Here is a 23,912-nt window from a genome sequence, read left to right on the forward strand (position 1 = left end):
CCTCGCGGCCGAAGTTGGGATCCACCCACTCTGCGCAGGTTCGAGAGGCTCGGCAAGACACGCCCGGCGTCCGGTCGTCCCATCTACACGCATCCGCTGGAGGCAAGAGAACGTGAGTTCTCTGGCGGTGGAGATGACAGGGTCATGCCGCGGCTTTCGCTTCCTTGGCACCGCGCAATGCATGCTGGACGCCGACATAGCCGAACGTGAAGGTCGCTGCGATCGTTGCACCGGCGCCCGGATAGGTCCGTCCGAAGATCGAAGCAGTCGAATTGCCGGCAGCATAGAGACCCTCGATCGGGTTCTCTTCACGATCGAGGACATTGCCATGTTCATTGATGACCACGCCGCCCGTCGTACCCACATCACCCGGAAAGACCTGAACGGCGTAGAACGGGGCTTCGCTGATTGCGCCAAGCACTGGGTTCGGCCTGACCGTCGGATCGCCCCAGGCGCGATCGTACGCTCTTGCCCCGCGACCGAAATCGTCGTCCACGCCGGTTTCGGCTGCGCGATTGAAGCGGCTGATCGTTTCGGCAAGAACGGCCTGGTCCATCCCGCAGAGCCGGGCAAGCTCCTCGATCGTTTCAGCCTTCTTCATGTAGCCGCTTTCGAACCATTCGGGCGGAGTCTTGCCGGGCATGGCCCCCGCCCAGATGTACCGGTCACGGTGCCTGCTGTCCAAGATCGCCCAACCCGGTGTCGCTCCGGCGGCGTACATGTTGCGGCCATTGTCGTAGTTGGAACCCGACTCATCCGTGAAGCGGCGCCCTTGCGGGGTCACCATGATCGCATGAGGCTTGGCTATATCGTCGATATGGAAGATCTTGTAGCCGCTGGGCAGCTTCGACGTCACAAGCCAGATGGCATTGTCCATCATGTCTGTCGCGGCACCATGCTTCATCATTACCGAAAGCATGGAGCCGGTGTCTCCGGGATTGGCATGCGTCCAGTCGGCATGGGCCGGCTTTGGGCCATGCTCGTCGCGCATCTGTTGATTGTGGGCAAATCCGCCTGCCGCCACGATGACACCTAATCGTGCTTCGATCCTGCGCGTCTTGCCGTCGATTTCCGCAATCACGCCGGTCACGCGGCCGCTATCGTTTCGTACAAGGTCGTTGACCGGGCTGTCCGTCCGGATCTCGCCGCCGGCGTCGAGGATCTCCTTGAGCATGCGACCCTGCAGCGCCGTTCCCATGCCAACAAGTTGCGCCCCGGTGATCTTCATCTTCGTCAACCGCAGGCCGAGCCGTGCCGCATAGAACTTTGCCCGCGCGGTGCGCTTGACCAGAGGCAGCATTGCGAATTCAGGCCATTTGAGAGGAAAAGGAGCCGCTCCCCTGCGCAGACGCGAGGCCCAGTCGCCAAGCTTGCGCAGATCGAAGAATTTCGCGCTCAGCGAACGCCCGCGAACGCTACCGCCCGGCAATTCGTCATGATAGTCCGACCATCCCTCGCAGCGTTCCAGCGGAACTCCGCGCCGCATGAGAAAGCTGACCATCTCGGAAGCCTCGTCGACGAACGCCGCATCACGTCGCTGGCGCAGCGCACTGTTGTCGTGCGTATTGAGAGCCTGAATGTAGGTGAGCGAGGCGTCGCGCGAATCCTTGACGCCTGCCTTGGCCTGTAACGGGTTGTTGGGGACCCACAGGGCGCCGCCGGACATTGCCGTAGAGCCGCCCACCATGTCCGTGCTTTCCAGCACGAGCACTGATCGGCCGGCATCGAGCGCCGTGAGCGCGGCACAAAAACCTCCACCGCCGCTTCCGACAACAACGATGTCAAAGCTCTCATCAAAACCCGCCACGCGCACTCTCCAAAAAAATTCAGTTCTGTTCCCAGCTGTCACATGCAAAGCGAAAAAGACTTGCAAACGCGCGGGAATTCTTTCCTGGCGGCCAACGGTTGGATTGGCAACAGCAAGACTGCAGGAATGACATTGCCGCTAGGCAATCGGATCAAGTGTCGCCTAAAGCGGTGGCGAGACGAATTCAAGTTAGAGTTGGGCAAGGGCATCTCGCGCGGCCGGCGAAAGACCGTGCCGATCGCCTCATTGAAAGCAAAGGGAGAACGATGAAGGTCGAAAACGTATTGAACGCCGACAATTATCTGGGCGAAACACCGGTCTGGTCCCCCTCCGAACAAACCCTGTTATGGGTGAATTGCGAACAACCGGCAGAACTGATCCGCTGGCATCCCGCCAGTGGCAAGGTTGACCGCTGGCCGATGCCCAAGCGCATTGGCGGCTTCGTGCTCGCAGGCAACGGCAAGGCGCTCGTCGTGTTGTCCGACGGGGTCTACGATTTCGATCTCACTTCCGCGGAGCTCACTTTGCGCGCCGCATCCCCGCTCGATCCCATCATACCCCTTCACGAATGCGTCACCGACCGCCAGGGGCGGCTCTGGGTCGGCGGGTTCGATCACAATTTCTTCACTGATCGCGGTTCGTCGCAAGCCATATACTTTCGCCTCGATGGCGATAAGCTGACGCCCGTGATCGAGGGTATCACTGTCGCCAACGGGCTCGCCTTCAGTCCGGACGGCCGGACAATCTACGCTGGCGATTCACCGCGCCGGCGCGTCGACCAGTGGGACCTCGATCCGGCCGACGGGAGCGTATCCAATCGTCGTCCATTCGTGACATTCGCCGACGACGATCCGGGCCATATCGACGGTGCAACCGTGGATGCAGAAGGCGGCTACTGGATTGCCGCGGTCGGAGCGGCTGAGGTGCGCCGTTACACGCCGGACGGCAAGCTCGACCGGACGATCGAGCTACCCTTCTCCAACCCCACCAAACCGGCCTTCGGCGGACCTGACATGAAAACTCTGTATATCACCTCGACCAGGATGGCGATCAACGTCGACCATCCGGGCTATGGCGCAAATGGCCCGCTCTATGCCTGCAGCCCGGGCGAAACGGGCGTCGCCGATACTTTGTACAGCGAGAGCTGAGATCCTTTGGGAAGCGGGCCGACCTGCATCGTGTCGACAAGGCCGGCCTCGCTTCTTCCAAAACCCCCTGGCCGCCGCCAGTTACCTTGCCGAAACGATGTAACCGGCAGGCATGGCGCGCAAATCAGGACAGAAACATTCCGTCAGCAGGCACGCGTCCGGCTCACAACCGGTAACTTCGGGGCTGCGGCGATCTGGAGGAGAGCACATGCAAATCGAATTCATCATGCTGGCGGCAGTCATCCTGCTTGCACTGGTCAACATCATGTGGGCCGGCAACGCACGGACGAAGCAATACGGCCTGGAATGGAACATGGGTCCGCGCGACGAATCGCTGCCCCCGCTCAATCCACTGCCTGCCAGGCTACTGCGCGCACAGGCGAATCTCTACGAAACGCTGCCCCTGTTCATCGGGGCCTTGCTGGGCGCTGCGGCATTGGGACATCTGGGATGGAAGACGGAAGTGGGATCCGTCCTCTTTTTTGGCGGCCGTCTGATCTACCTTCCGCTCTATGCGGCGGGCATCCCCAAGCTGCGCACCCTGATCTGGCTGGTTGCAATGATCGGCCTGCTCTTGACCTTATGGGCGCTTGCCTTCGGCTGAGGCGCCTGTCACGCGCACTCGGCTAGCTGGCCGAGTGCGCGGGGACTTCGTACAGCCAGCTCTCGTCGTCGCTGGTCAACTCCACGCTACGACCGCTGAAGTCGCACGTCGTACCGTGCTGACGCACGGCAGCCTCGTTTCGCTCGGGCTGCTGAACCCAGCATCCGCCGGCCGCACTTGCATGGATCTTCTGCTCGATCCACTCGGTCATGGCACGCCCCGCCGAGAGGAAAACCGCGCGCCGCAGAACCAGCGCAGCTTCGGCCGTCTGCGGGTCCTGCAACGAGGCCGCCCAAGCGGTGAAGCCCTTACCCAGATTGCAATCGGCAAGTTCCGGGGGCGACAGGATAGTCGATCCGGCGACAGTCCAGTCCAGAATGCATTCGCCATCGCGGTACAGGCGCGCGCGCTTTGCATCTTCGGGCTGATCCGCAATCTGGGCATGATAGGTCCGCGTCGCATCGCCGCGTGCCGCAGCCGTAACCAAGAAGCAGGCCAGGTCGAACTGATGCGTGCATTGCATGCGTGCATTGATTGCTTGCGGCAATTGCGTGACGTCCGAAGAGAGCGGCCGCCCCACCAGCGCCTTCATCTGGTTCCCAGCCGCCGGGCACAATGAGTAAGGTACGCGCAGTGCCTCGCTCTCCACTCCGGTAATGACCCCATTCTCGTGACGGATTGCGACCCGAAAGTGATGGTAGTCGTCCTCAAGAGCGCCGCGCACCTCACCGGGCCGCGCGACGATGCGGATCAAGCGGTTGAAACTGCCCCCGCTCTCCTGCCGACCGGCCTCTTCGCCGGGTTTCGCCCCTGATGAGGTCAACGCAACGTCCTCAAAACTTCAGGCCCCGGCCTTTCGGGCCTGTTCCCAGCCGAGTTCGGCAATTACCGGGAGATCGGCAACGAGCTTCTCAGCCTCCGCGCTGGCCGCATTTCCGCGCAACATCCGTGCCTTCACGCCATGACAGATCGCGGCGAAGCGGAACAGGTTGAACGCCAGATAGAAATCTAGCTTGGCTATACCGTCCCGCCCCGTGCGGCGACAATAGTCGGCCACATAACTTGCCTCATCCGGAATACCCAGCTCATCGAGCGGCGCATTGGCCAAGCCGGGAATGGTCAGGCGCGGCATCCGAAACATCATCAGGTGATAGGAGAAATCGGCGAGAGGATGGCCTAGAGTCGACAGTTCCCAGTCGATGACTGCAAGCACCTTCGGTTCGGTCGGATGAAAGATCAGATTGTCGAGCCGAAAGTCGCCGTGGACGATGGAGACATCCTCACCCGGAGGAATATTCCCAGGAAGCCATTCGATCAGGCGATCGATGTAGGGATCGCTTCCGGCAATAGTGTCTTCGCGATACTGCCGGCTCCAGCGACCGATCTGCCGTTCGAAATAACCGTTGGGCCGCCCGTAATCCTCAAGTCCGATGGCGGCAAAGTCGACGCTGTGCAGACGGGCTATCGTCGCGTTCATCGCATCGAAATAGGAGGCGCGCTGTTCCTTGGGAATCTCCGGCAGTTGCGGGTCCCAGAAAATCCGCCCCTCGACCAGGTCCATAACGTAGAACCAAGTGCCGATGACAGTTTCATCGGTGCACAGTGCATGGATGTGCGGAACGGGAAAACCGGTCGTTCCCAGCGCACGCATGACCCGTGCTTCGCGGTCCACCGCGTGGGCCCCCTTCAGGATGGGACCGGGCGGCTTGCGCCGCAGGACGTAATTGCGCGAGGGCGTTACGAGGCGGTAGGTAGGATTGGACTGGCCGCCCTTGAACTGCTCGACGGTAAGTGGCCCTTCGAAGCCCTCGACGTTCGCCGCCATCCAGGCCGCCAGCTTCTGGGCATCGAAGCGATGCGCTTCACGCACTTCGCCCGCCCCGGAAAACTTCGCATCGCTCATGCCCGCTGCGCCTTCCAGTCGCGCTTGATCTTCTTGGCCAGGGACCACTTGTGAACCTCGGTCGGCCCGTCATAGATACGAAATGCGCGGATTTCGCGGAAGATCTGCTCGACCACCGTGTCTCCGGTTACGCCTGTTCCGCCCATGACCTGAACGCAATTGTCCGCCACTCGCATCAGCGCTTCTGACACTGCAACCTTGGCCATCGAGCTTTCGGCGGTTCCAAGCGATCCTGTGTCGAGCACGCCAGCGCACCAGTCGATGATCAATTCGCATTGTTTGAGGTCGATCAGATTCTGCGCGAGCATGAAACCAACGCCTTCGTGATCTATCAGCGGCTTACCGAATGCATGGCGCCGGTTGGCATAGTCGGTCGCGATTTCCTGCGCGCGAATGCAGCATCCCAGCCAACGCATGCAGTGCGAGAGGCGCGCCGGGCTGAGGCGTACCTGCGCATATTTGAACCCTTCCTGCGGGGCGCCCAGAATATCTTCCGCCGGTACTCGCAAATCCTCGATGGCAATCACCGAATGACCGCCTGGCATCGAACTGTCGATGGTGTCGAGCACCCGTTCGATGCGTATCGCCGGATGAGGCAGATCGACCAGGAACATCGTGGCCGCCATCTTGCCTTCACCGCCGTCGCTACGGGCCATCACGATGCCGACCTTGGCCCCGTCTGCCCCGGTAATGAAAGCCTTGCGACCGTTTATGACCCAGTGATTGCCGTCAAGTCGCGCTGTCGTCTGCATCATCGAGGGATCCGACCCGGCTCCGCCCTCGGCAGCGGGTTCGGTCATGAAAAACGCCGAACGCGCCTCACCGGCCACGAGCGGGGCGAGGAAGCGGCGCTTCTGCTCGTCCGAACCGACCTTGCCAAGCAGATACATGTTGCCCTCGTCCGGCGCCATCGTGTTGCAGGCGAGTGGTCCCAGAGGCGACAGTCCGCTGCGGATCAACACATGCGCGGTTTCGACCTGGGTCAGATGTTCGCCATTGTCGAGGACATGCGGGGTCAGCACACCGGCGTCACGCGCCCTGGCGCGCAATTCCGAGACGAGCGCATCGCTCGGCCCGTGTGAATCCCTGCGCGGATCGGTCTCGTAAGGGATCACGACATCGCGGACGAATTTTTCGACCCTTGCCCCGATCTGCTGTGCACGCTCGGTCATGCCAGATACTCCGCTTCTGTACGCTCCGCCACGTCCTGCGCAGTGACGCCGGGCGCAAGCTCAATCAGACGAAACGGGGAACTGCGGTTCTCCCGTTCGAAAACCGCGAGATCGGTTACGATCATGTCCACGACATTGCGGCCCGTATAGGGCAGCGTATTCTCGCGGCGGAACTTGGGATTTCCAGCCTTGTCGACGTGATCCATCAGCACGATGATGCGCTTCACGCCCGCCACGAGGTCCATCGCCCCTCCCGGTCCCTTGACCATCTTTCCCGGAACCATCCAGTTCGACAGGTCGCCGCCCTGGCTTACCTCCATCGCCCCCAGGATCGATGCGTCGATATGACCGCCGCGGATCATCGCGAAACTGTCGGCCGACGATACATAGGCCGTGCGCCGCAGTTCGGTGATGGTCTGCTTGCCCGCATTGATGATATCCGCGTCGACCGCATCCTCGGTTGGGAAGGGACCAAGTCCCAGGATGCCGTTCTCGGACTGAAGCGTCACATCGATATCGTCATCGATGTAGTTGGCGACCAGTGTCGGAATCCCGATCCCGAGATTGACGAAAAATCCGTCGTCCAGTTCGCGCGCGGCGCGCGCGGCCATCTGTTCTCGCGTCCAGCCCGTCATGCCGGCACCGCGCTGGTCGTACGACGCTCGATCCGCTTTTCATTGCGGGTCGCGGCAATCAGGCGCTGGACGTAGATGGAGGGAGTATGGATATGATCAGGATCCAGTTCGTCCACGAATTCCTCCACTTCCGCAATCGTGACCTTGCCTGCAGTAGCCGCCATGGGGTTGAAGTTGCGCGCCGACTTGCGGAAGACAAGGTTGCCGTAGCGATCTGCCCTCCACGCCTTCACCAGCGCAAGGTCGGCGGTTAGCCCCGTCTCAAGCACATAGGTCATGCCGCCGAATTCCTTAAGCTCTTTTCCCTCTGCCACCAGTGTTCCGACGCCAGTCGCAGTATAGAATCCGGGGATGCCGGCGCCGCCGGCGCGAATACGCTCGGCCAACGTCCCTTGCGGGCAGAACTCAAGTTCGAGTTCACCGCTGAGATATTGCCTCTCGAACTCCTTGTTTTCGCCGACATAGGACGAGATCATTTTCTTGATCTGGCGCCTGCGCAGCAGCAGGCCCAGGCCAAAGTCATCGACCCCGGCATTGTTCGAAATCGCTGTGATCCCGGTCGTTCCAGCGGCCAGAATGCCATCAATCAGGGTTTCGGGAATGCCGCAGAGCCCGAACCCGCCAGCGACGATCGTCATGCCGTCGAAAAGCAGTCCGTCAAGCGCCGAGGCCGCGTCCGAATATATCTTCTGGACCACGTTCTCTCCTTACAATGTGCTGACGAGATGGCCGCCGTCGACTTCTATGACTGATCCGGTCATATAACGTGACGCGTCTGAAGCAAGTAGGAGCAGAGGACCATCGAGGTCCGGCAGTTCGCCGAGCCGCCTCTGCGGTATGCGCTTCATCATCGCCTGGCCGGCATCCGTCTCCCAGAAACCGGCATTGATTTCGGTGGCAAAATAGCCCGGCGCAAGCGCGTTGACCCTGATGCCGTAGCGCGCCCATTCCAGCGCCAGTGTTTTCGTGAGCTGGATGACGCCCGCCTTGCTGACATTATAGGGCAAGAGCGCGCCGGCCTGCCGCAATCCCAGGATCGACGCGATATTCACGATCGATCCACCGCCGGCATCCTTCATGACGCGGGCGCAGACCTGAGCGACGTGAAATACCGCCTTGAGATTGATGTCGAGCACGGAGTCCCAGTCAGCCTCGGTCAGATCAAGTGCCGGTGCGGGCTTCGTTATGCCTGCGTTGTTGACAAGGATATCGAGCCTGGGGAGCGATCCAAGCAGACTTTCGACAGCCGTCCGGTCGGTCACATCCAGAGCCAGGGGCCGTGCCCCCTTCCCGATCTCGGCAGCAAGTTTCTCAAGCGCATCGATCCTGCGCGCAGCAAGGATCACTTCGGCGCCGGCATCGGCAAGGACGCGCGCGAAGTGTGCGCCCAGTCCGCTAGACGCGCCGGTGACGAGGGCGACCTTGCCCTCGAGGGAAAGGCTCGACATGGGTATCACTCCTCTACGAGATGATCGATGACGTCGCCGCGGTCATGCGGTGGCGCGCTTCATCAGTTCCTTGCCGATGATCGTCTGCTGGATCTGGGTCGTACCTTCATAGATACGGAAGACGCGCGCATCGCGATAGATCCGCTCGACAGCGCTGTCACGCATATAACCCGCACCGCCATGGATCTGCACTGCCCGGTCAGCAACGCGACCGACCATCTCGGAACAGAACATCTTGGTGCAGGATGCTTCCAGAGACACGCGGTGCCCCTGGTCGAACCGCTGGGCTACGTCGCGCAACATGCATTCGGCAGCGTAGAGATCGGCCTGGCTGTCCGCCAGCATCGCCTGGATGAGCTGGAAATTGCCGATCGCCTGGCCGAACTGCGTGCGTTCGGAGGCATAGAGAACCGCTTCGTGCAATGCGCGCCGCGCCGTCCCCACACAGGCTGCCGAGACGCTTATCCGTCCGCGATCGAGCGAGCTCATCGCAGTGCGGAATCCCTTGCCTTCCTCGCCGCCGAGTATGGCCGACGCCGGCACGCGAACATTGTCCAGGTGGATGTCGCAGGACCACGCGCCTGACTGGCCCATCTTACGGTCCTTCTTGCCTCGTTCGATCCCAGGCGTATCGCCCGGCACGAGGAAAGCCGTGACATGGGCGTTCTTCGGCAAGCGCTCCGGCACGGTGCGCGCCATCACGATGAACAGTCCGGCGATGGGACCGTTGGTAATGTACCGCTTGCTGCCATTGAGCACGTATTCGTCACCGTCGCGCACCGCCGACGTGGTGAGCGCAGCGGCATCCGATCCGGAATGCGGCTCGGTCAGACAGAAACTGGTGATGATCTCGCCGCTGGCAACCCTGGGCAGCCATTCCTCACGCTGCGCATCGGTCCCGTCCTTCAGAATGCTCTGCGATCCGAGGCCAAGATTGATACCGACCAGCGATCGGAAAGCAGGTGCAGCCCAGGTCAACTCCGTCAGGATCTGCGCTTCCTGCCAGGCAGTCAGCCCCAGTCCGCCAAACTCTTCCGGCGTCGTCAGACCGAAGAGTCCCATGTCCCTGAAATCCTGAATGATCTCGTCGGGGACGCGGTCTTCCTCGACCACTTTTTCTTCAAGCGGAACCAGCTTCTCGCGTGTGTAGCGACGGACCGTCTCGACCAGTTGGGCGATTGTGTCTTCATCAATGCTCATGGATCAGGCGCCTTCCTGGCCCACGATGGTGATCGCAGCGACGTTCTGGTTGGGCATTCCGCCCAGATTGTGCGACAGACCGAAGACAGGATTATCCTCTCGCTGGCGATCGCCCGCCCGGCCCAGGATCTGCAGATAGTTTTCGTAGATCATGCGAATGCCCGAAGCGCCGATCGGATGACCGAAGCACTTCAGTCCGCCATCGATCTGGCATGGATTGCTGCCATCTGCATCGAAGCGACCGTCGAGCACGTCGCGCCAGCCTTCTCCCACGCGAGAGATATGGAGATCCTCCATCGTGACGAGTTCCGTGACCGAAAAGCAGTCGTGGACTTCGAGCAGGCTGACCTGCGAACCCGGATCGGTGATCCCGGCTTCCTGGTAGGCCTTCGTAGCGGCAACGCGGGTGGTATGGAAATAGCTGCCGTCCCAGCCACTGCCCTGAAGTTCCCAGCCATTGGAGACCGAAAGTTGCAAGGCCTTGACCGTCACGAGGTCGGTCTTGCCGAGCGAGCGCGCGATTTCGGGCGTTGTGACGATGGCCACGGCGGCGCCATCGGATACGCCGCAGCAGTCGAACAGGCCGAGCGGTTCCGCGATCATCGGCGCATTGAGCACAGTGTCCATGTCCACCGGCTTGCGCAGATGCGCCTTGGGGTTCTTGGCACCATTGGCATGACTTTTTACCGAGACGTGCGCCATTGCCCGCTTGAGATCCTCGGGAGCGACGCCGTGACGGGCACGATAGGCGGATGCCAGCTGGGCGAAATTGCCCGGCGCCGATCCGACTACGCCGATCATGTCGAACATCGTGCCGCGCGTACGCACTGGAAGCCCGCCGTAGCCGGTATCCTTGAGCTTTTCGACGCCCACCGCCAAAGCGATGTCCGCCGCGCCCGAAGCGACCGCATAGACGGCACCGCGAAACGCCTCGGTGCCGCTGGCGCAATAGTTCTCCACCTTGGTCACGGCGATATTGGGAAGGCGCAAGGCCATCGCTGCGGGAATACCCGAGGGGCCGATGTTCATTGCATCGAAGCCGACCGATAGCCACGCCGCGTCGATCTGCGACGTTTCGATCCCTGCATCGGCGAGCGCCTCGGTATAGGCCTCCACCATCAGGGTATCGGCATCGTCGTTCCAGCGTTCGCCGAACTTCGCGCACCCCATGCCGAGGATTGCGACCTTGTCCTTGATTCCGCTAGCCATTCTTATCGCTCCCGACGGTCGGAACCGCCTTCCAGAAATATTGAACAAAGCCGCTGCGATTGTCGCGCGACTTGACGCGGAACATCATGCGCATGGGCGCACCGACCGCAACCTGGCCGGGATCGACGTCCGTGAACTCGGTCAGCATACGCCCGCCACCTTCGAAGTCGATCATCCCGTAGTAGTTCGGCGGATCGAGCGTGAATGTCAGGCTGTCGGACGTATAGCTCATGACCCGCGCGGGCACTTCGGCAAGCGGGTAATCTTCCTGCGTACCGATGGCGGGATTGTTCTGGTTGACGCTGATGTCGGTCTTGGGAAACTGGATTGTGCCGGTTTCCGTGCAGCGTCCGCCGACCAGCCCCAATACCGTCTTTCGGTTGCGATAAAGTGCGGTAAGAACCGGACTCTGGTCGAATTCAGCCCGCTTGCCAAGTTCGAGCTGGATGTGCCCAGCAAAGGAAAGGTACTTCATGTAATTGGGTTCCTGGCGCCCGCGTTCCAGCCACCCGCTTGCACCCAGCAGCGGCCGAACCGACCCGATCGCATCGGTCGCCTCGAACAGCAACACGTCGGCCCCCTGCCCGAAGCCAAGCACCAGCAGCAGATCGCCCGGCTTGGCCGTTTCCAACGAGTGGGCAAGCATGACCAGCGGATGCGCGGTTCCGGCACTGCCCATCACCGCACCCAGATCGTCGGCTACGGCTTCGGCTGCGATGCCTGCGCGCTTGGCCAAGCCCGCGGCGATCCCCTTGCCAGGAATGCCGACGATCAGCTTGCTGATGGCCGAGGCGTCCACTCCGCTTTGCTTGAGCAAGCCGGAAATGGCGTTGCCGGCCAGCTTGGAATAGCCCTCATCACGAACCCAGCGGGCTTCCCAGCCGGTATCGAACTCCTCACCTTCGGGGCGGAAGTGGTCGACGAAGTCAGCAGACACACTGTAGCTGTCGACCAGCCTTGCGAGCCCGTCCCCCTCGCCGATCACGAAGGCTGCGGCCCCGTCACCATTGAGGAGCTCATCCTCCGAGGCTGGACGCGCGCGCCGCGATTCCGACGCCGTGACCAGCACCGTTCCGCTAGACGCCGAGCGGCAGGCCTGCAGCAGCGCGCCGGCACCTGCCTTCTGGCTCATGCCGATGTCGATCGTAGCGACGTGGTCTGAAAGGTTGAGCGCTTCCTTCAAGATCCCCGAATTCTGCCTGTCGGCAAACGGAGCGCTGCTGGAGGCGAGCATCACCGTGGCGATGTCCTCGCGACTGCGATCCGCAAGGCAGTCTCGCGCCGCCTCGACCGCCATCGTGACGACATCCTCGTCCCAGTTCACCATCGACCGTTCGCCCTTGGCGAGTCGCCCAAGGCCCGGTGCAAACCACTTGTTAGCCGCGTGCACGGCGGCCCGCTGCAAGCGCAGACGGGGCACATAGGCGCCGAAAGATTGGATACCAGCCATCAGCTTGCAAACTCCACAAATCCATTGTTGATCGCCGTCACGGAGCGAGCCGGGACTTCGACCTTGTAGGCCGCCCTGCCATCGCCTTCGCGCCAGATCGACACTACCAGTTCGTCGCCGGGAAAGACCGGCGCGGTGAAACGCGCATCGAGACGCTTGAGCCGACCGCCGTCATTGCCGAGAAGCTGTGCGACAATGACCCGCGTACCGATGCCGTAAGTGCACAATCCGTGCAGGATCGGCCGCGGCAACCCCGCGTCCCGCGCAACGGCAGGATCGGCATGGAGCGGGTTGTAGTCGCCAGAGAGCCGGTAGATCAGCGCCTGTTCCGGACGTGTCTGCACAGTGACGGATATGTCGGGCGCCCGCTCGGGGACCGCGTGCGGTCTGGGCGGCTCTCCCTCGGATCCACCATGTCCGCCGTTGCCGCGAAGGAAGGATGTCTGCGTGACACTCGCCAGCAGGTCTCCATTCGCGGCATCGAAGATCTTGCGAAGAGACGAAAGCAGAGCGCCTTTTTCCGCACCCTTGTCGAAGATGGACTCAATCGTCATCTCGCTGCGCACCTCGCCTTCCACCGGCAGGGGCCGGTAGAATCTGACGGATTGTTCGGCGTGCAGCACTCGCTTCCAGTCGATCCCGTATTCCGGCTCTTTCTGCCAGAAGCCCGGATAGCCCAGCACTACCGCCATGGATGGCAGCGCTTCCAGACCTTCTTCGTAGACGAAGCGCAGGTCTCCGGCTTCCGGATCCTGCCCAGCCCCAACGCCAAGCGCATAAAGCATGGTGCTGCGCTTGCTGTAGGCATGCTTGGTCACGCGCGGCGCAAGCGAGAGCAGTCGTGCGGGATCGAACTGCACGGTCAGATCGGATCCCAGCTGAACACGTCGCCCGAACGCTCCATTTTATGGAACGAGCTACGGAAAGCCGGCAGCAGATCGGACACGATCGAATCCGGCGTCCACCCTTCCGAGCGATGCATCGAGCGGATCGGACGCGGGACCGAGAAGAGGAATATCTCGTTCTTGCGGACAGCGAAGATCTGCCCGGTCACTTCCTTGGCTTCGTCGGAAAGCAGCCCAACGGCGAGCGGCGCGATCTTGTCCGGGGTCATTGACTTGATGCGCTCGACGCGCTTGCGCTCTTCTTCGTTCTGCGGCGGGATCGTCGCAGTCATGCGACTCCATGCGAAAGGAGCGATGCAGTTGGAATTGACATTCGAGCGCGCCATGTCGAGCGCGATCGAATTCGACAAACCGACCACGCCCATCTTCGCCGCCGAGTAGTTCGCCTGGCCGAAGTTGCCGATCAGGCCCGAGGTGGAGGTGAAGTGGACGAACGATCCCGATCCCTGCTCCTTGAAGGCAAGGGCCGCGGCCTTGGATACGTAGAAATACCCGTTCAGGTTGATGCGGATCAGCGTATCCCAATCGTCCTGGCTCATCTTGTGGAAGATGCGGTCGCGCAAGATGCCCGCATTGTTCACAACGCCGTCGATACGGCCAAAGCGGTCGATTGCGTCGCCGATGATGGACTGCGCGCCCTGAGGATTGGAGATGTCAGCGGTATTCGCGACAGCATCGCCGCCGAATCCCTTGATCTCGTTCACGACTTCCTGCGCCGGACCGACATCCGCGCCGTCGCCTTCCTGCGATCCACCGAGATCGTTGACCACCACCTTGGCGCCCTCGCGCGCGGCGAGCAGAGCAATTTCCCGCCCGATTCCGCGGCCGGCACCCGTTACAGCAACGACCTTGTCCTTCAGCTTAGCCATCAGTCTCCCTTTCAATTGCCGACTCAGCTAGCAGCTAATTGACAATCATTCAATATAGTGATTGACGCCATTCATAATGATGAATAAAAGTAGACTTTATGGTTCCCTCGATATCCAAAGCCATCGCCATCCTGCGACTCATCTCCACGAAGGGAGGCATGGGCGTGAACGCGGTCGCGCGCGCGCTCAATCTCAGCCCAAGCAGTTGCTTCAACATCCTGAAGACACTCGCCGCAGAGGATTTTCTGCGCTTCGATCCTGCAACAAAGGTCTATTCGATCGGGGACGGGCTGGCCGAACTGGTCCGGGTGCACGGGCATGACGGCGACTGGCGCAACCTGCTTCATGCAGACCTTCGTCAGCTTGCCGACAGTACGGGCCGCAGCTCGGGCTTCTGGCGATACAGCGGCAATCGCTCCACGCTTGTCGATGTCATCGAAAGCCCACTGGAGACCCGGGTCCATCTCACGACGGGCCAGCGCCTACCGGCCCATCTGGGCGCGATCGGGCGGTGCCTCCTCGCACTTGAGGCTCCCGATGCGCGGCGCGTCGAGGAGATTATCGCAGAGTTGCGCTGGCAGGCGCCGCCGGATCCTGAGACTTACTTCAAGGAACTGCTGGAAGTGCGCGAACGCGGCTGGGCGATGGACGACGGCCACTACCTGCGCGGCGTCGTGACCATCGCCGCCGCCATCGTCGGACCGAATGCGGTCCCCACATACTGCATCACGAGCACCGGTTTCTCCGGACAGCATTCGCCCGAAAAGCTGGAGGAAATCGGCACAAGGCTCGCCAGTATCGCCCGCAAGGCAGCCGCTCGCGCCTATGCCCTGCCTGCACAGAGCGCCCCGACCACATAACCGGACCGGCCCATGGTCAGGGGCGCCGCGAATGATCAGCCGTTGTAGTTCAGCTTGAGCCCCGGTCGTGGCCAGCGGCACTTGAACAGCTTGCCAGTGCCCGACGCGGTGATCCATGCGTCGCGCATGTCCTCGCCGCCGAAACAGATGTTGGTGACGATGGGATCGGGAAAGGCGATGTGCTCGGTCCCGCGCGTCTCGGGATCGAACACGGTGATACCCCCGTTGATAAGCGTTGCGACGCAGACCTTGCCGTCAGCCTCGATCGCAAGGCTATCGAGACTCTGATAACCAGGTAACGGACCCAGCACATTGCGGCGCATTCCCCAGCGGTCCACCAGCTGTTCGACTTGTCCAGGGCCGGTAATCTCGAACACGTAGACGCGGCTCGTATGGGATTCGGCCACGATCACCGACTTTTGATCAGGTGAAATTCCGACACCGTTGGGCGTGATCATGCCTTCACGCACACGCCTGATCGTCTTGCCGTCCGCCGTGGCATAATAAAGGTGGCCGACGTCGTGCTTTTCGCCATCGGTCTTGCCCAAGTCGGTGAAATAGAACCCGCCGTCGCGGTCGAACACGATGTCGTTGGGCCCGCGCAGCGGCCGCCCATCGCAGCTGTCGTAGAGCGTCGTGAACTCGCCGGTAGCGAGGTCGACCCGCTGGATCGAACCGCTGGTGTAATCGCCCGGCGTGCCATGCGGCGCGACGATGCCGTCCACCAACATCCAGTTGAAGCCACCATTGTTGCAGACGTAGACCGCGCCGTCGGGGCCGATCGCAGCGCCATTCGGACCGCCACCCAGATGCGCGATCACCTCTACTGTCCCGTCGGGCAGGACACGACTAAGGGTCTGGCGCTTGATCTCGACCAGGATGACCGACCCGTCGGCCATGGCGATGGGTCCCTCGGGAAACTCCAGGCCCTCTGTAACCGTTTCAAATTCCATGTTTTCCTCGCTCCAAAATGGATGCAAGCCACTGCCCGAAGGCAGTGACGAGATGCGGCGACTTAGTGGTCGAACTCGATCACCGCGCGGGCGACCTGGCCGTCGCGCATGGCATCGAAGCCCTTGTTGATTTCCTCCAGTGCCAGGCGCATCGTCACCATCTTGTCCAGCTCAAGCCGGCCCTGCATGTAGAGATCGATGATCTGGGGGATCTGGATCGGGAAACGGTTCGAACCGAGATAGGAGCCCTGTAGCCTGCGCTCGCGAAGCAGGGCAAAGGCCGGAAAATTGACCATGTCCGAAGGCGGCGCGGCCCCGACCACGGTAGCCGTACCGCCCGGCTCTACCATCATGATGGACTGGGACATCGTAGCCCCCCTGCCCACGCATTCCAGCGCATGACGCACGCCGCCACCGGTCAATTCCAGCACGGCCTCGACCGGATCCCCGTCTGCCGCGCAGATGAAGTCGGTTGCGCCGAAATCGCGAGCCAGCGCCTCTTTCCCGCGCGACATGTCGATCGCGATGATGCGGCCTGCACCGGCGATTTTCGCACCGTTGATGGCGGGCAGACCGACGCCGCCGCATCCGATCACCGCCACCGTATCGCCTGGCCGGATGCCTGCTGTATTCACCGCGGCGCCGAACCCGGTCATCACCGCACAGCCGATCACCGCGGCACGGTCCAACGGCATGTCCCGCCGGATCGCCACAACGGCATGCTCGTGAGTGAGGATCTGCTCGGCAAAGGAGGAAAGCTTGAGGAATTGCGGGAGGTCATTGCCGTTCTGGGAAATACGCGAAGGCTCGTTTGCGCTGCGCACCGTATCTTCGGAAACGCACAGCGACATACGTCCGCCCAAGCAGTAATTACAATGTCCGCAATATGCTGTAATACACGTGACGACATGATCGCCCGGCTTCACTGTCTGGACTTCAGAACCGACCGCTTCCACGATTCCGGCACTTTCGTGCCCGAGAACGATAGGCATTTGCGTCGGATACACGCCGTCCACAAAGCTCAGGTCGCTGTGACACAATCCGGCAGCTGCAGTGCGAATCAGAACTTCATGCGGCCCGGGCTTGTCCAACTGGACGTTTTCGATCGTCATCGGTTTGCCAGCTTCGCGCAGAACTGCAGCCTTCATCCATTCTCTCCATGCAATTGCCGGCATCGATGTGACATCGGAATATATCCGCCCAGGCCGGCTCGGGCACAATGCGCGCCACGTTGATCATCCTGTGCCGATACAGGTCAAGGTAAAAATCCGAAAATAAATCGAACGACAACACCGGAGAACCGGACGAGTACGAATATTCCGCAGCGAAATGGTCTTCAGGTGCGGATGCGGTTTTCGGAGATCTTCGCCTGACGTCCCCAAATGGCTATCATGCCGAAAGCGCGGAAAGGCCGCGCTCACAGGATGGGAGCATGATCCACAATCAGTTCTTCCAGAAAATCCATGACCGCCCTGACCCTTGGCAATCGCGACAAGTCGCTGTGAACAACCAGCCAGTAGCTGCGCACGACCTCCACCTCATCGACCAGAATACGAACCAGGCGATCGTCCTTCTCCGAAGCCAGCACGTGGAGAATGCCCAGGCCCAGGCCCGCAGTCACTGCGAGATGCTGCGCAATGCTGGAGCTGGAGCGGAACACGACCCGAGCATCGGGCACGACATAGTCCAGCGCCACCATCTCGGGGGATGCGACCAGTTCGTCGATATAGGAGACGAAACCGTGGCTCTCGACATCCTTCAGCGTTTCGATCGTCGGATGCTGTTCGAGGTAGCTGCGCGAGGCATAGAGACCAAGCCGGAAATCGGTGAGCTTCCGGGCGATCAGCCGACCCCGAGGCGGCCTGCGCAACGTGATCGCAATATCGGCTTCACGCTTGGACAGGCTGATGGATCGGCTTTCCGGCGAGAGTTCCAGCACCAGACGAGGGTGCCGCTCAGCAATCCCGGCAATGTTAGGGGCCACCAGGAAGGTACCGAAGATTTCCGGTGTCGCCAGGCGCACGGTACCGCTGATGTCGCCGTCACGTCCCACGACATCGTCGGTTGCAGCCATGATCGCAGCCTCGACCTTTTCTGCACCCGTCACGAGAGCAAGCGCGGCTGCGGTCGGCGCAAGACCACGCGGGGAACGATCGAAGAGCCGGGTGTCGAGCGCGGCCTCCAATTGGGTGAGACGGCGGATAACCGTACTGTGGTCCACGCCCATCGCGCGCGCAGCGGCGAGCGCGTTGCCGCGCCGGACAACTTGCAGGAATGTCAGAAGCAGATCAGAGTTGAGCATTGCAAAATCGCACAATGGATCGGAACTTTTTCCTGTATCCCTGCCGAATGCCAATGGCTAGAAGGAAAGCGAGAATTTCGGAGAGGCAGATATGCGCGACATCACCCATTTCATCGATGGCGCTGCGGCGACGATGGAATCGCGGCGCAGCGGCGATGTTTATGATCCATCCACTGGCCAGGTTCAGGCACGTGTAGCGCTTGCGACGGCCGCGGGCCTTGAGCAAGTGGTCGAAAGCGCCAGGGCGGCCCAGCCGCACTGGGCGGCTCTCAATCCACAACGCCGTGCCCGTGTGATGTTCCGTTTCAAGGAACTGATCGAACAGCATATGGATGAACTCGCCCACCTGCTTTCCAGCGAGCATGGCAAGGTGGTCGCCGATTCCCGCGGCGATCTGCAGCGCGGGCTGGAAGTCGTCGAATTCGCATGCGGCATCCCCCACCTGCTGAAAGGCGAATATACCGAAGGCGCCGGCCCGGGGATCGACGTCTATTCCATGCGGCAGCCGCTGGGCATCGTTGCCGGAATCACGCCTTTCAACTTTCCGGCGATGATCCCCTTGTGGATGGCCGCACCCGCGATCGCCTGCGGCAATGCCTTCATCCTGAAACCATCCGAGCGCGATCCCTCCGTCCCGGTCCGGCTGGCCGAACTCGCCATTGAAGCGGGACTGCCCAAAGGCATCCTCAATGTCCTGCACGGCGACAAGGAAATCGTCGACGCGATCCTCGACCACCCCGAGATAAAGGCCGTCAGCTTCGTCGGCTCGTCCGACATTGCGCAATATGTGTACGGTCGCGGCGCGACGAACGGCAAGCGCATGCAGTGCATGGGCGGCGCGAAGAACCACGGCATCATCCTGCCCGACGCGGACCTGGATCAGGCAGTAGCCGATATCGTCGGCGCCGCCTACGGATCGGCGGGCGAGCGCTGCATGGCGCTCCCGGTGGTCACTCCGGTCGGCGAGGCAACCGCCAATGCGCTGCGCGAGAAGCTCGTGGAAGCGATCAACGGCCTGCGGGTAGGCATCGCCACCGACCCGGACGCGCATTACGGCCCTGTCGTCAGCGCGCAGCACAAGGAGCGTATCGAGAACTATATCCAGATGGCCGCCGATGAAGGGGCGGAGATCGTCGTGGACGGACGCGACTTCTCGCTTCAGGGCTACGAAGATGGATATTTCCTCGCCCCGACCCTGATCGATCGAGTCACGGCGAACATGAAGAGCTATCAGGATGAGATCTTCGGTCCGGTCCTGCAGATGGTTCGCGCGGAGACCTTCGAGGAAGCCCTGAGCTATCCCTCGAAGCATCAGTATGGCAACGGGGTCGCGATCTTTACGCGAAATGGCAACTACGCTCGCGAATTCGCCGCCAAGGTCGAAGTCGGAATGGTGGGCATCAATGTGCCGATTCCGGTTCCGGTCGCCTACCACAGCTTCGGTGGCTGGAAGCGCTCGGGGTTTGGCGATCTCAATCAGTACGGGATGGACGGCGTGCGCTTCTATACGCGCACGAAGACCGTCACGCAGCGCTGGCCCAGCGGCGGCGGCGTGGTGGATCAGAGCTTCGTCATCCCGACGATGAATTGAATCTGGAGGAATTTCACCGATGCCCAAGTTGACCATCGTCACACGCGAAGGCGAAGAGCGCGAGATCGCCGCCGAGGAAGGCCGTTCCGTCATGGAAGTAATCCGCGATGCCGGGTTCGACGAACTCCTGGCCCTGTGCGGTGGATGCTGCTCCTGCGCTACATGCCATGTTATGGTCGCTCCTGAATTCGCAGACCGTCTGCCGCCGATCAGCGAAGACGAAAACGATCTGCTCGACAGTTCCGAACATCGCACAGAACTGTCGCGGCTTTCGTGCCAGTTGCCGGTCACCGAATCGATCGACGGCTTGCGGATCACCATCGCACCGGAAGATTGATCGCCTGAGGGGCTGCTGCGCGGGAACGGAAATCATGTCGCGGCAGGCGTTGCGTTCAATGACCGGCAGCATATGATCGAGGTAACCGACCAGATTGACGGAATCGTATCGGGAGAGCCATTTGCATCGCAACGCATTGAAAGAGGCGCTCAAAATGGCGCCTGCGTTGCATTACCTTTGCGGACGCGTCTTGCGACGTTCCGGATTTCTGCAAGACCGAAGCTGAATTAGGCGACGACTAGAAAGGCCTTCACGTGGATCTTCGTCACATGCAACATTTCGTCGCTGTCGCCGAGGAAAAGCACTTCGGCAACGCGGCTCGCCGCCTGAACATGTCTCAGCCACCACTCAGCCAATCAATTCAACGCCTTGAGGCTGAACTGGGCGTAACCCTGCTCGAGCGCTCGAGGCGCAAGGTGGAATTGACGCGGGCCGGGAAAATCTTCCTGGAAGAAGCCCGGCGCACCTTGCGACAGGCCGATCTGGCCCGCGCAATGACGCAGCGCGCCGGCCAGCCGATTCCCGACGTGCGCGTAAGCTTCATCGGGCCCGCATTATACCACGTCCTACCGTCCCTGATCGTCAAGTTTCGCTCCGCAGTTCCCGACGTACACGTCCGGCTTTTCGAGCATCCGTCATCACGGCAGGTCGAAGGTTTGCAACATGGCGAATTCGATGTCGGCTTCGTCACTGCCGCGACTGACCGAACGGACGAGTTCGATTCGTTCATCGTGGAGCGTTCAAGAATAGTCGCAGCCGTTCCCGCCAACGGACCTTTCGCAGAACACACGTCGGTCGCGCTCAACGAACTGGCCCAGCAACCCTTCATCACGCCGCCCCAGCGCTACAGCATATATTCCAAGGACATGCTTGAAATGTTCAAGGCTGTAGGGGTGATGCCGCAGGTAACCCAAGAGGCGACACAGACGAATACGGCGATCAGCCTGGTCGCTGCGGGCCTGGGCTGCAGCTTGGTTCCGGCGACCGCAGCGGTGGCGCACGTTCGCAACGTCAAGTATCTGCCGATCATCGATGACACGGTGCGGACCGTTGCCGAACTTGCGATGATCTGGCTGCCCAAGCATGTGAGCGAGCGCGGGAAGTCCTTCATCGAACTTGTCCGAGCACAAGTCGACGAGAGCCAGCCCCCACAGGACCTGGATACTCTGCTATGACTGACCGGCGGCGCAATTCACTGCAGTCACGCCCAGGCAACCCAAGGGATCTGTCGCAGCTCAACAAACGCTTTGACCTGCACTCCCCGGGCGCGATAGTGCGGTTCGAGAACGCGAGAGGGGGCCTCCGATACATGGCCGGCCGCGACGCCGACCATGGCGCCTCTTTTGAAGACGCTTCCAAAGTACACATCCGATGCGCCGAGCTCGTCGGCGGGAATATCCACGGAACCATGAACGGTTCCGCTGCAACGCGAGAGCAGCGGCCGAATGACTGATATTAGCGGAGAGGTAGACGCTAGAATGCAAAGCAGTTCTGAAGACGCGCGCGTCAATCGCGCAATTCCGGATGCAGAAACCCAGCTCGAAATCTATCGGCGTATGGCCCTTATCGCCAGGAACGACGAGGTTTCGCGCAAGGTCATCAAGACCGGACGCCTGATGATGCCGTATTATTCACCGCGCGGGCAGGAAGTCATTCCGTCCGCCCTGTCGGTCAATCTCAACCACGATGACCAGATCTGCACGATCTATCGGGGCACGCACGACATGCTCGCCAAGGGCGTGCCTTTGCGCGACCTGTGGGCGGAAGTCGCCGGGCGCGTTACGGGCACCTGCAAAGGCAAGGGCGGTCCGATGCACATCACCCACCCTGCTTCCGGCGCGATCCTGACGACCGGCATCGTCGGCTCGTCCATGCCGATCGCGAACGGTCTCGCCTGGGCCCACAAGCTCGACGGCAGCAAGCGCGTGGTGATTGCCTACTTCGGCGATGCGGCCTCCAATATCGGCGCGTTCCACGAGAGCCTCAACCTGGCCTCGCTCTGGAAACTGCCTGTCATTTTCGTGTGTCAGAACAATCTGTTCGGCGAACACACGCGGTACGAGAATGCCACCAGCGTGGACCAGGTGTCCAAACGCTCTGCAAGCTACTCGATGCCCGGCGTCACTGTTGACGGCAACGACCCCATCGAAATGTACGCAGCCGCGCATGAAGCGATCGCCCGTGCCCGTGAAGGTGGCGGCCCGACTCTGATCGAAGCCATGACCTTCCGCTTCCACGGTCACGTCTTCGGCGACGATGACAGCTACATGACCAAGGAAGAAAAGGCCGCGGCAATCGCCAAGGATCCGGTTCCCGCGTTCCGCGCCAAGCTGATCGCCGATGGCATTGCCACGGAAGAAGATCTTGCGGCGATGGAAAAGACCATTGCCGACGATATCGAAGACGCAGTGCAATATGCTCTCGGCAGCGACTTGCCGCACGCGAGCGAACTGACCACCGATGTCTATGCCGAAGCAGGGGTTGCGTGATGGCTGTCGAAACGAAGAAGCTCAATATCATCCAGGCCATCAACGAAGGCCTGTCCGAAGCCATGGCGGCCGATGACAAGGTGATCGTTTTCGGCGAGGACGTGGCCGACCGCGAGGGCGGCGGCGTTGTCGGCGTTACGCATGGCCTTTCGACCAGATTCGGGGACGAGCGTGTCCGTTCCACCCCGATTTCGGAGCAGGCGATCATCGGTGCCGCCATCGGTGCAGCGATCAACGGGTACAAGCCCGTCGCCGAGATCATGCTGATGAACTTCACCACGGTGGCGATGGACATGATCGTCAATCATGCGGCGAAGCTGCGCTACATGTCCGGTGGGCAGACCGGCGTGCCGATCACGATTCGAATGATGACAGGAGCAGGCATCTCGGTCGCGGGGCAGCACAGCGACTTTCTCGAGGCATGGTTTGCACATACACCCGGCCTCAAGGTCGTCGCCCCTTCGTCTGCAGCCGATGCCAAGGGCCTGATGCTTTCCTGCATCGACGATCCCGATCCGTGCATCTTCATCGAATGCTCCCGCGCCTATGCCATGGCGGACGACGTGCCGGTAGGGGCGCAGCGCATTCCCCTGGGCAAGGCGAAAGTGGTCCGTGAGGGCGCAGATGTGACAGTCGTCACTTATTCCGAGATCGTCCACCGCGCCCTGAAGGCAGCGAAGGCGCTTGAGGACGAAGGGCTTTCGGTGGAAGTCATCGATTTGCGCACCATCGCTCCCTGGGACCGTGACACGGTGATCGAATCCGCAAGGAAGACGGGCCGCGTCGTCGTCGCGCACGAAGCCGTTCGTCGCTTCGGCGTGGGCGCCGAGATCGCCGCAACCTTGCAGGAGGAACTGTTCGGCGAGCTCAAGGCCCCGGTGATGCGTGTCGGCGCACCGTTCGCGCCGGTGCCCTTCTCGAAGCCGCTCGAAGAAGCCTTCCTTATCTCGGCCGATCAGATCGCCGACGCCATCAGATCGACGACCGGGGCCAAAACTCCGGTGACTACATCCTAAACCAAAGCAGAGGA

General features: G+C 61.3%; 23 protein-coding genes. 8 read left to right on the forward strand and 15 right to left on the reverse strand.

Annotation, left to right across the window (positions count from 1 at the left end; all coding sequences use genetic code 11):
- Positions 1-142: 142 nt before the first annotated feature.
- Positions 143-1,807 (reverse strand): FAD-dependent oxidoreductase, encoded by a 1,665-nt coding sequence (locus JI59_RS08280; RefSeq protein ID WP_038577348.1) that lies wholly within the window; start codon positions 1,805-1,807, stop codon positions 143-145.
- Between the two features lie 266 nt (positions 1,808-2,073).
- Between JI59_RS08280 and JI59_RS08290 the strand changes: the two genes are divergently transcribed.
- Positions 2,074-2,955: an SMP-30/gluconolactonase/LRE family protein gene (locus JI59_RS08290; RefSeq protein WP_007013218.1), complete on the forward strand. Its 882-nt coding sequence runs from the start codon at positions 2,074-2,076 to the stop codon at positions 2,953-2,955.
- 208 nt (positions 2,956-3,163) lie between these two features.
- Entirely contained in the window at positions 3,164-3,559 is a 396-nt protein-coding gene (locus JI59_RS08295) for an MAPEG family protein (RefSeq protein ID WP_007013216.1), read from the forward strand.
- A gap of 22 nt (positions 3,560-3,581) precedes the next feature.
- Here the strand turns inward: JI59_RS08295 and JI59_RS08300 are convergent, their stop codons facing one another.
- From JI59_RS08300 to JI59_RS08350, 11 genes are read right to left on the reverse strand one after another with little or no spacing between them, the layout of a single operon-like run.
- Positions 3,582-4,382 (reverse strand): DUF2889 domain-containing protein, encoded by an 801-nt coding sequence (locus JI59_RS08300; protein WP_081473970.1) that lies wholly within the window; start codon positions 4,380-4,382, stop codon positions 3,582-3,584.
- A gap of 18 nt (positions 4,383-4,400) precedes the next feature.
- The gene (locus JI59_RS08305; protein WP_007013213.1) at positions 4,401-5,462 is read right to left on the reverse strand and encodes a phosphotransferase; all 1,062 of its coding nucleotides are present in this window, start codon (positions 5,460-5,462) and stop codon (positions 4,401-4,403) included.
- On the reverse strand, positions 5,459-6,634 hold the full coding sequence (locus JI59_RS08310; protein ID WP_038575828.1) for an acyl-CoA dehydrogenase family protein: 1,176 nt from the start codon (positions 6,632-6,634) through the stop codon (positions 5,459-5,461). Before JI59_RS08310 ends, JI59_RS08305 begins: the two co-directional genes overlap by 4 nt.
- Positions 6,631-7,269, reverse strand: coding sequence for a 3-oxoacid CoA-transferase subunit B (locus tag JI59_RS08315; protein WP_038575830.1), 639 nt, complete (start codon positions 7,267-7,269; stop codon positions 6,631-6,633). Before JI59_RS08315 ends, JI59_RS08310 begins: the two co-directional genes overlap by 4 nt.
- Positions 7,266-7,967 (reverse strand): CoA transferase subunit A, encoded by a 702-nt coding sequence (locus JI59_RS08320; protein WP_007013210.1) that lies wholly within the window; start codon positions 7,965-7,967, stop codon positions 7,266-7,268. The genes JI59_RS08315 and JI59_RS08320 overlap by 4 nt, the downstream gene beginning before the upstream one ends.
- A 9-nt stretch (positions 7,968-7,976) precedes the next feature.
- Complete coding sequence (locus JI59_RS08325) at positions 7,977-8,717, reverse strand: SDR family NAD(P)-dependent oxidoreductase (protein ID WP_007013209.1); 741 nt, start codon at positions 8,715-8,717, stop codon at positions 7,977-7,979.
- Positions 8,718-8,759: 42 nt separating this feature from the next.
- Positions 8,760-9,917 (reverse strand): acyl-CoA dehydrogenase family protein, encoded by a 1,158-nt coding sequence (locus JI59_RS08330; RefSeq protein WP_007013208.1) that lies wholly within the window; start codon positions 9,915-9,917, stop codon positions 8,760-8,762.
- A gap of 3 nt (positions 9,918-9,920) precedes the next feature.
- Positions 9,921-11,126, reverse strand: coding sequence for an acetyl-CoA acetyltransferase (locus tag JI59_RS08335; RefSeq protein ID WP_007013207.1), 1,206 nt, complete (start codon positions 11,124-11,126; stop codon positions 9,921-9,923).
- Positions 11,119-12,576 (reverse strand): hydroxymethylglutaryl-CoA synthase family protein, encoded by a 1,458-nt coding sequence (locus JI59_RS08340; protein WP_007013206.1) that lies wholly within the window; start codon positions 12,574-12,576, stop codon positions 11,119-11,121. Before JI59_RS08340 ends, JI59_RS08335 begins: the two co-directional genes overlap by 8 nt.
- Positions 12,576-13,436, reverse strand: coding sequence for a MaoC family dehydratase (locus tag JI59_RS08345; protein ID WP_007013205.1), 861 nt, complete (start codon positions 13,434-13,436; stop codon positions 12,576-12,578). The genes JI59_RS08340 and JI59_RS08345 overlap by 1 nt, the downstream gene beginning before the upstream one ends.
- Before the next feature lie 2 nt (positions 13,437-13,438).
- The gene (locus tag JI59_RS08350; RefSeq protein ID WP_007013204.1) at positions 13,439-14,350 is read right to left on the reverse strand and encodes an SDR family NAD(P)-dependent oxidoreductase; all 912 of its coding nucleotides are present in this window, start codon (positions 14,348-14,350) and stop codon (positions 13,439-13,441) included.
- A 98-nt stretch (positions 14,351-14,448) separates the two neighbouring features.
- Between JI59_RS08350 and JI59_RS08355 the strand changes: the two genes are divergently transcribed.
- Positions 14,449-15,210: an IclR family transcriptional regulator gene (locus JI59_RS08355; protein WP_007013203.1), complete on the forward strand. Its 762-nt coding sequence runs from the start codon at positions 14,449-14,451 to the stop codon at positions 15,208-15,210.
- Positions 15,211-15,245: 35 nt separating this feature from the next.
- On the opposite strand, the gene JI59_RS08360 is transcribed toward JI59_RS08355, so the two are convergent.
- The 3 genes from JI59_RS08360 to JI59_RS08370 all read right to left on the reverse strand — a co-directional run bounded on the left by JI59_RS08360 (position 15,246) and on the right by JI59_RS08370 (position 18,465).
- On the reverse strand, positions 15,246-16,163 hold the full coding sequence (locus JI59_RS08360) for an SMP-30/gluconolactonase/LRE family protein (protein WP_007013202.1): 918 nt from the start codon (positions 16,161-16,163) through the stop codon (positions 15,246-15,248).
- A 62-nt stretch (positions 16,164-16,225) separates the two neighbouring features.
- Positions 16,226-17,311 (reverse strand): Zn-dependent alcohol dehydrogenase, encoded by a 1,086-nt coding sequence (locus JI59_RS08365; RefSeq protein WP_038575833.1) that lies wholly within the window; start codon positions 17,309-17,311, stop codon positions 16,226-16,228.
- 269 nt (positions 17,312-17,580) lie between these two features.
- A complete protein-coding gene (locus JI59_RS08370) occupies positions 17,581-18,465 on the reverse strand; it encodes a LysR family transcriptional regulator (protein ID WP_038575835.1) in 885 nt (294 codons plus the stop codon).
- A 91-nt stretch (positions 18,466-18,556) separates the two neighbouring features.
- Here JI59_RS08370 and JI59_RS08375 point away from each other — a divergent pair, with 91 nt between their 5' ends.
- The 5 genes from JI59_RS08375 (at position 18,557) to JI59_RS08400 (ending at position 23,898) form a co-directional block, all read left to right on the forward strand.
- Complete coding sequence (locus JI59_RS08375; protein WP_007013199.1) at positions 18,557-20,056, forward strand: CoA-acylating methylmalonate-semialdehyde dehydrogenase; 1,500 nt, start codon at positions 18,557-18,559, stop codon at positions 20,054-20,056.
- Between the two features lie 19 nt (positions 20,057-20,075).
- Complete coding sequence (locus JI59_RS08380) at positions 20,076-20,393, forward strand: 2Fe-2S iron-sulfur cluster-binding protein (protein ID WP_007013198.1); 318 nt, start codon at positions 20,076-20,078, stop codon at positions 20,391-20,393.
- 269 nt (positions 20,394-20,662) lie between these two features.
- Positions 20,663-21,568, forward strand: a complete 906-nt coding sequence (locus JI59_RS08385) for a LysR substrate-binding domain-containing protein (RefSeq protein ID WP_053226591.1) — start codon at positions 20,663-20,665, stop codon at positions 21,566-21,568.
- A gap of 303 nt (positions 21,569-21,871) precedes the next feature.
- A complete protein-coding gene (locus JI59_RS08395; RefSeq protein ID WP_007013194.1) occupies positions 21,872-22,882 on the forward strand; it encodes a thiamine pyrophosphate-dependent dehydrogenase E1 component subunit alpha in 1,011 nt (336 codons plus the stop codon).
- Positions 22,882-23,898, forward strand: coding sequence for an alpha-ketoacid dehydrogenase subunit beta (locus tag JI59_RS08400; protein ID WP_038575840.1), 1,017 nt, complete (start codon positions 22,882-22,884; stop codon positions 23,896-23,898). The genes JI59_RS08395 and JI59_RS08400 overlap by 1 nt, the downstream gene beginning before the upstream one ends.
- The last annotated feature ends 14 nt before the right edge of the window (positions 23,899-23,912 follow it).

The organism is Novosphingobium pentaromativorans US6-1 (assembly GCF_000767465.1).
GTDB classification, from domain to species: Bacteria; Pseudomonadota; Alphaproteobacteria; order Sphingomonadales; family Sphingomonadaceae; genus Novosphingobium; species Novosphingobium pentaromativorans.

Coding starts and splice junctions, on each gene's coding strand:
- JI59_RS08290 (WP_007013218.1), top strand. CDS start 2,074: ATGAAGGTCGAAAACGTATTGAACGCCGACAATTATCTGGGCGAAACA.
- JI59_RS08295 (WP_007013216.1), top strand. CDS start 3,164: ATGCAAATCGAATTCATCATGCTGGCGGCAGTCATCCTGCTTGCACTG.
- JI59_RS08305 (WP_007013213.1), bottom strand. CDS start 5,462: ATGAGCGATGCGAAGTTTTCCGGGGCGGGCGAAGTGCGTGAAGCGCAT.
- JI59_RS08310 (WP_038575828.1), bottom strand. CDS start 6,634: ATGACCGAGCGTGCACAGCAGATCGGGGCAAGGGTCGAAAAATTCGTC.
- JI59_RS08315 (WP_038575830.1), bottom strand. CDS start 7,269: ATGACGGGCTGGACGCGAGAACAGATGGCCGCGCGCGCCGCGCGCGAA.
- JI59_RS08325 (WP_007013209.1), bottom strand. CDS start 8,717: ATGTCGAGCCTTTCCCTCGAGGGCAAGGTCGCCCTCGTCACCGGCGCG.
- JI59_RS08330 (WP_007013208.1), bottom strand. CDS start 9,917: ATGAGCATTGATGAAGACACAATCGCCCAACTGGTCGAGACGGTCCGT.
- JI59_RS08335 (WP_007013207.1), bottom strand. CDS start 11,126: ATGGCTAGCGGAATCAAGGACAAGGTCGCAATCCTCGGCATGGGGTGC.
- JI59_RS08340 (WP_007013206.1), bottom strand. CDS start 12,576: ATGGCTGGTATCCAATCTTTCGGCGCCTATGTGCCCCGTCTGCGCTTG.
- JI59_RS08350 (WP_007013204.1), bottom strand. CDS start 14,350: ATGGCTAAGCTGAAGGACAAGGTCGTTGCTGTAACGGGTGCCGGCCGC.
- JI59_RS08355 (WP_007013203.1), top strand. CDS start 14,449: ATGGTTCCCTCGATATCCAAAGCCATCGCCATCCTGCGACTCATCTCC.
- JI59_RS08360 (WP_007013202.1), bottom strand. CDS start 16,163: ATGGAATTTGAAACGGTTACAGAGGGCCTGGAGTTTCCCGAGGGACCC.
- JI59_RS08365 (WP_038575833.1), bottom strand. CDS start 17,311: ATGAAGGCTGCAGTTCTGCGCGAAGCTGGCAAACCGATGACGATCGAA.
- JI59_RS08370 (WP_038575835.1), bottom strand. CDS start 18,465: ATGCTCAACTCTGATCTGCTTCTGACATTCCTGCAAGTTGTCCGGCGC.
- JI59_RS08375 (WP_007013199.1), top strand. CDS start 18,557: ATGCGCGACATCACCCATTTCATCGATGGCGCTGCGGCGACGATGGAA.
- JI59_RS08380 (WP_007013198.1), top strand. CDS start 20,076: ATGCCCAAGTTGACCATCGTCACACGCGAAGGCGAAGAGCGCGAGATC.
- JI59_RS08385 (WP_053226591.1), top strand. CDS start 20,663: ATGCAACATTTCGTCGCTGTCGCCGAGGAAAAGCACTTCGGCAACGCG.
- JI59_RS08395 (WP_007013194.1), top strand. CDS start 21,872: ATGCAAAGCAGTTCTGAAGACGCGCGCGTCAATCGCGCAATTCCGGAT.
- JI59_RS08400 (WP_038575840.1), top strand. CDS start 22,882: ATGGCTGTCGAAACGAAGAAGCTCAATATCATCCAGGCCATCAACGAA.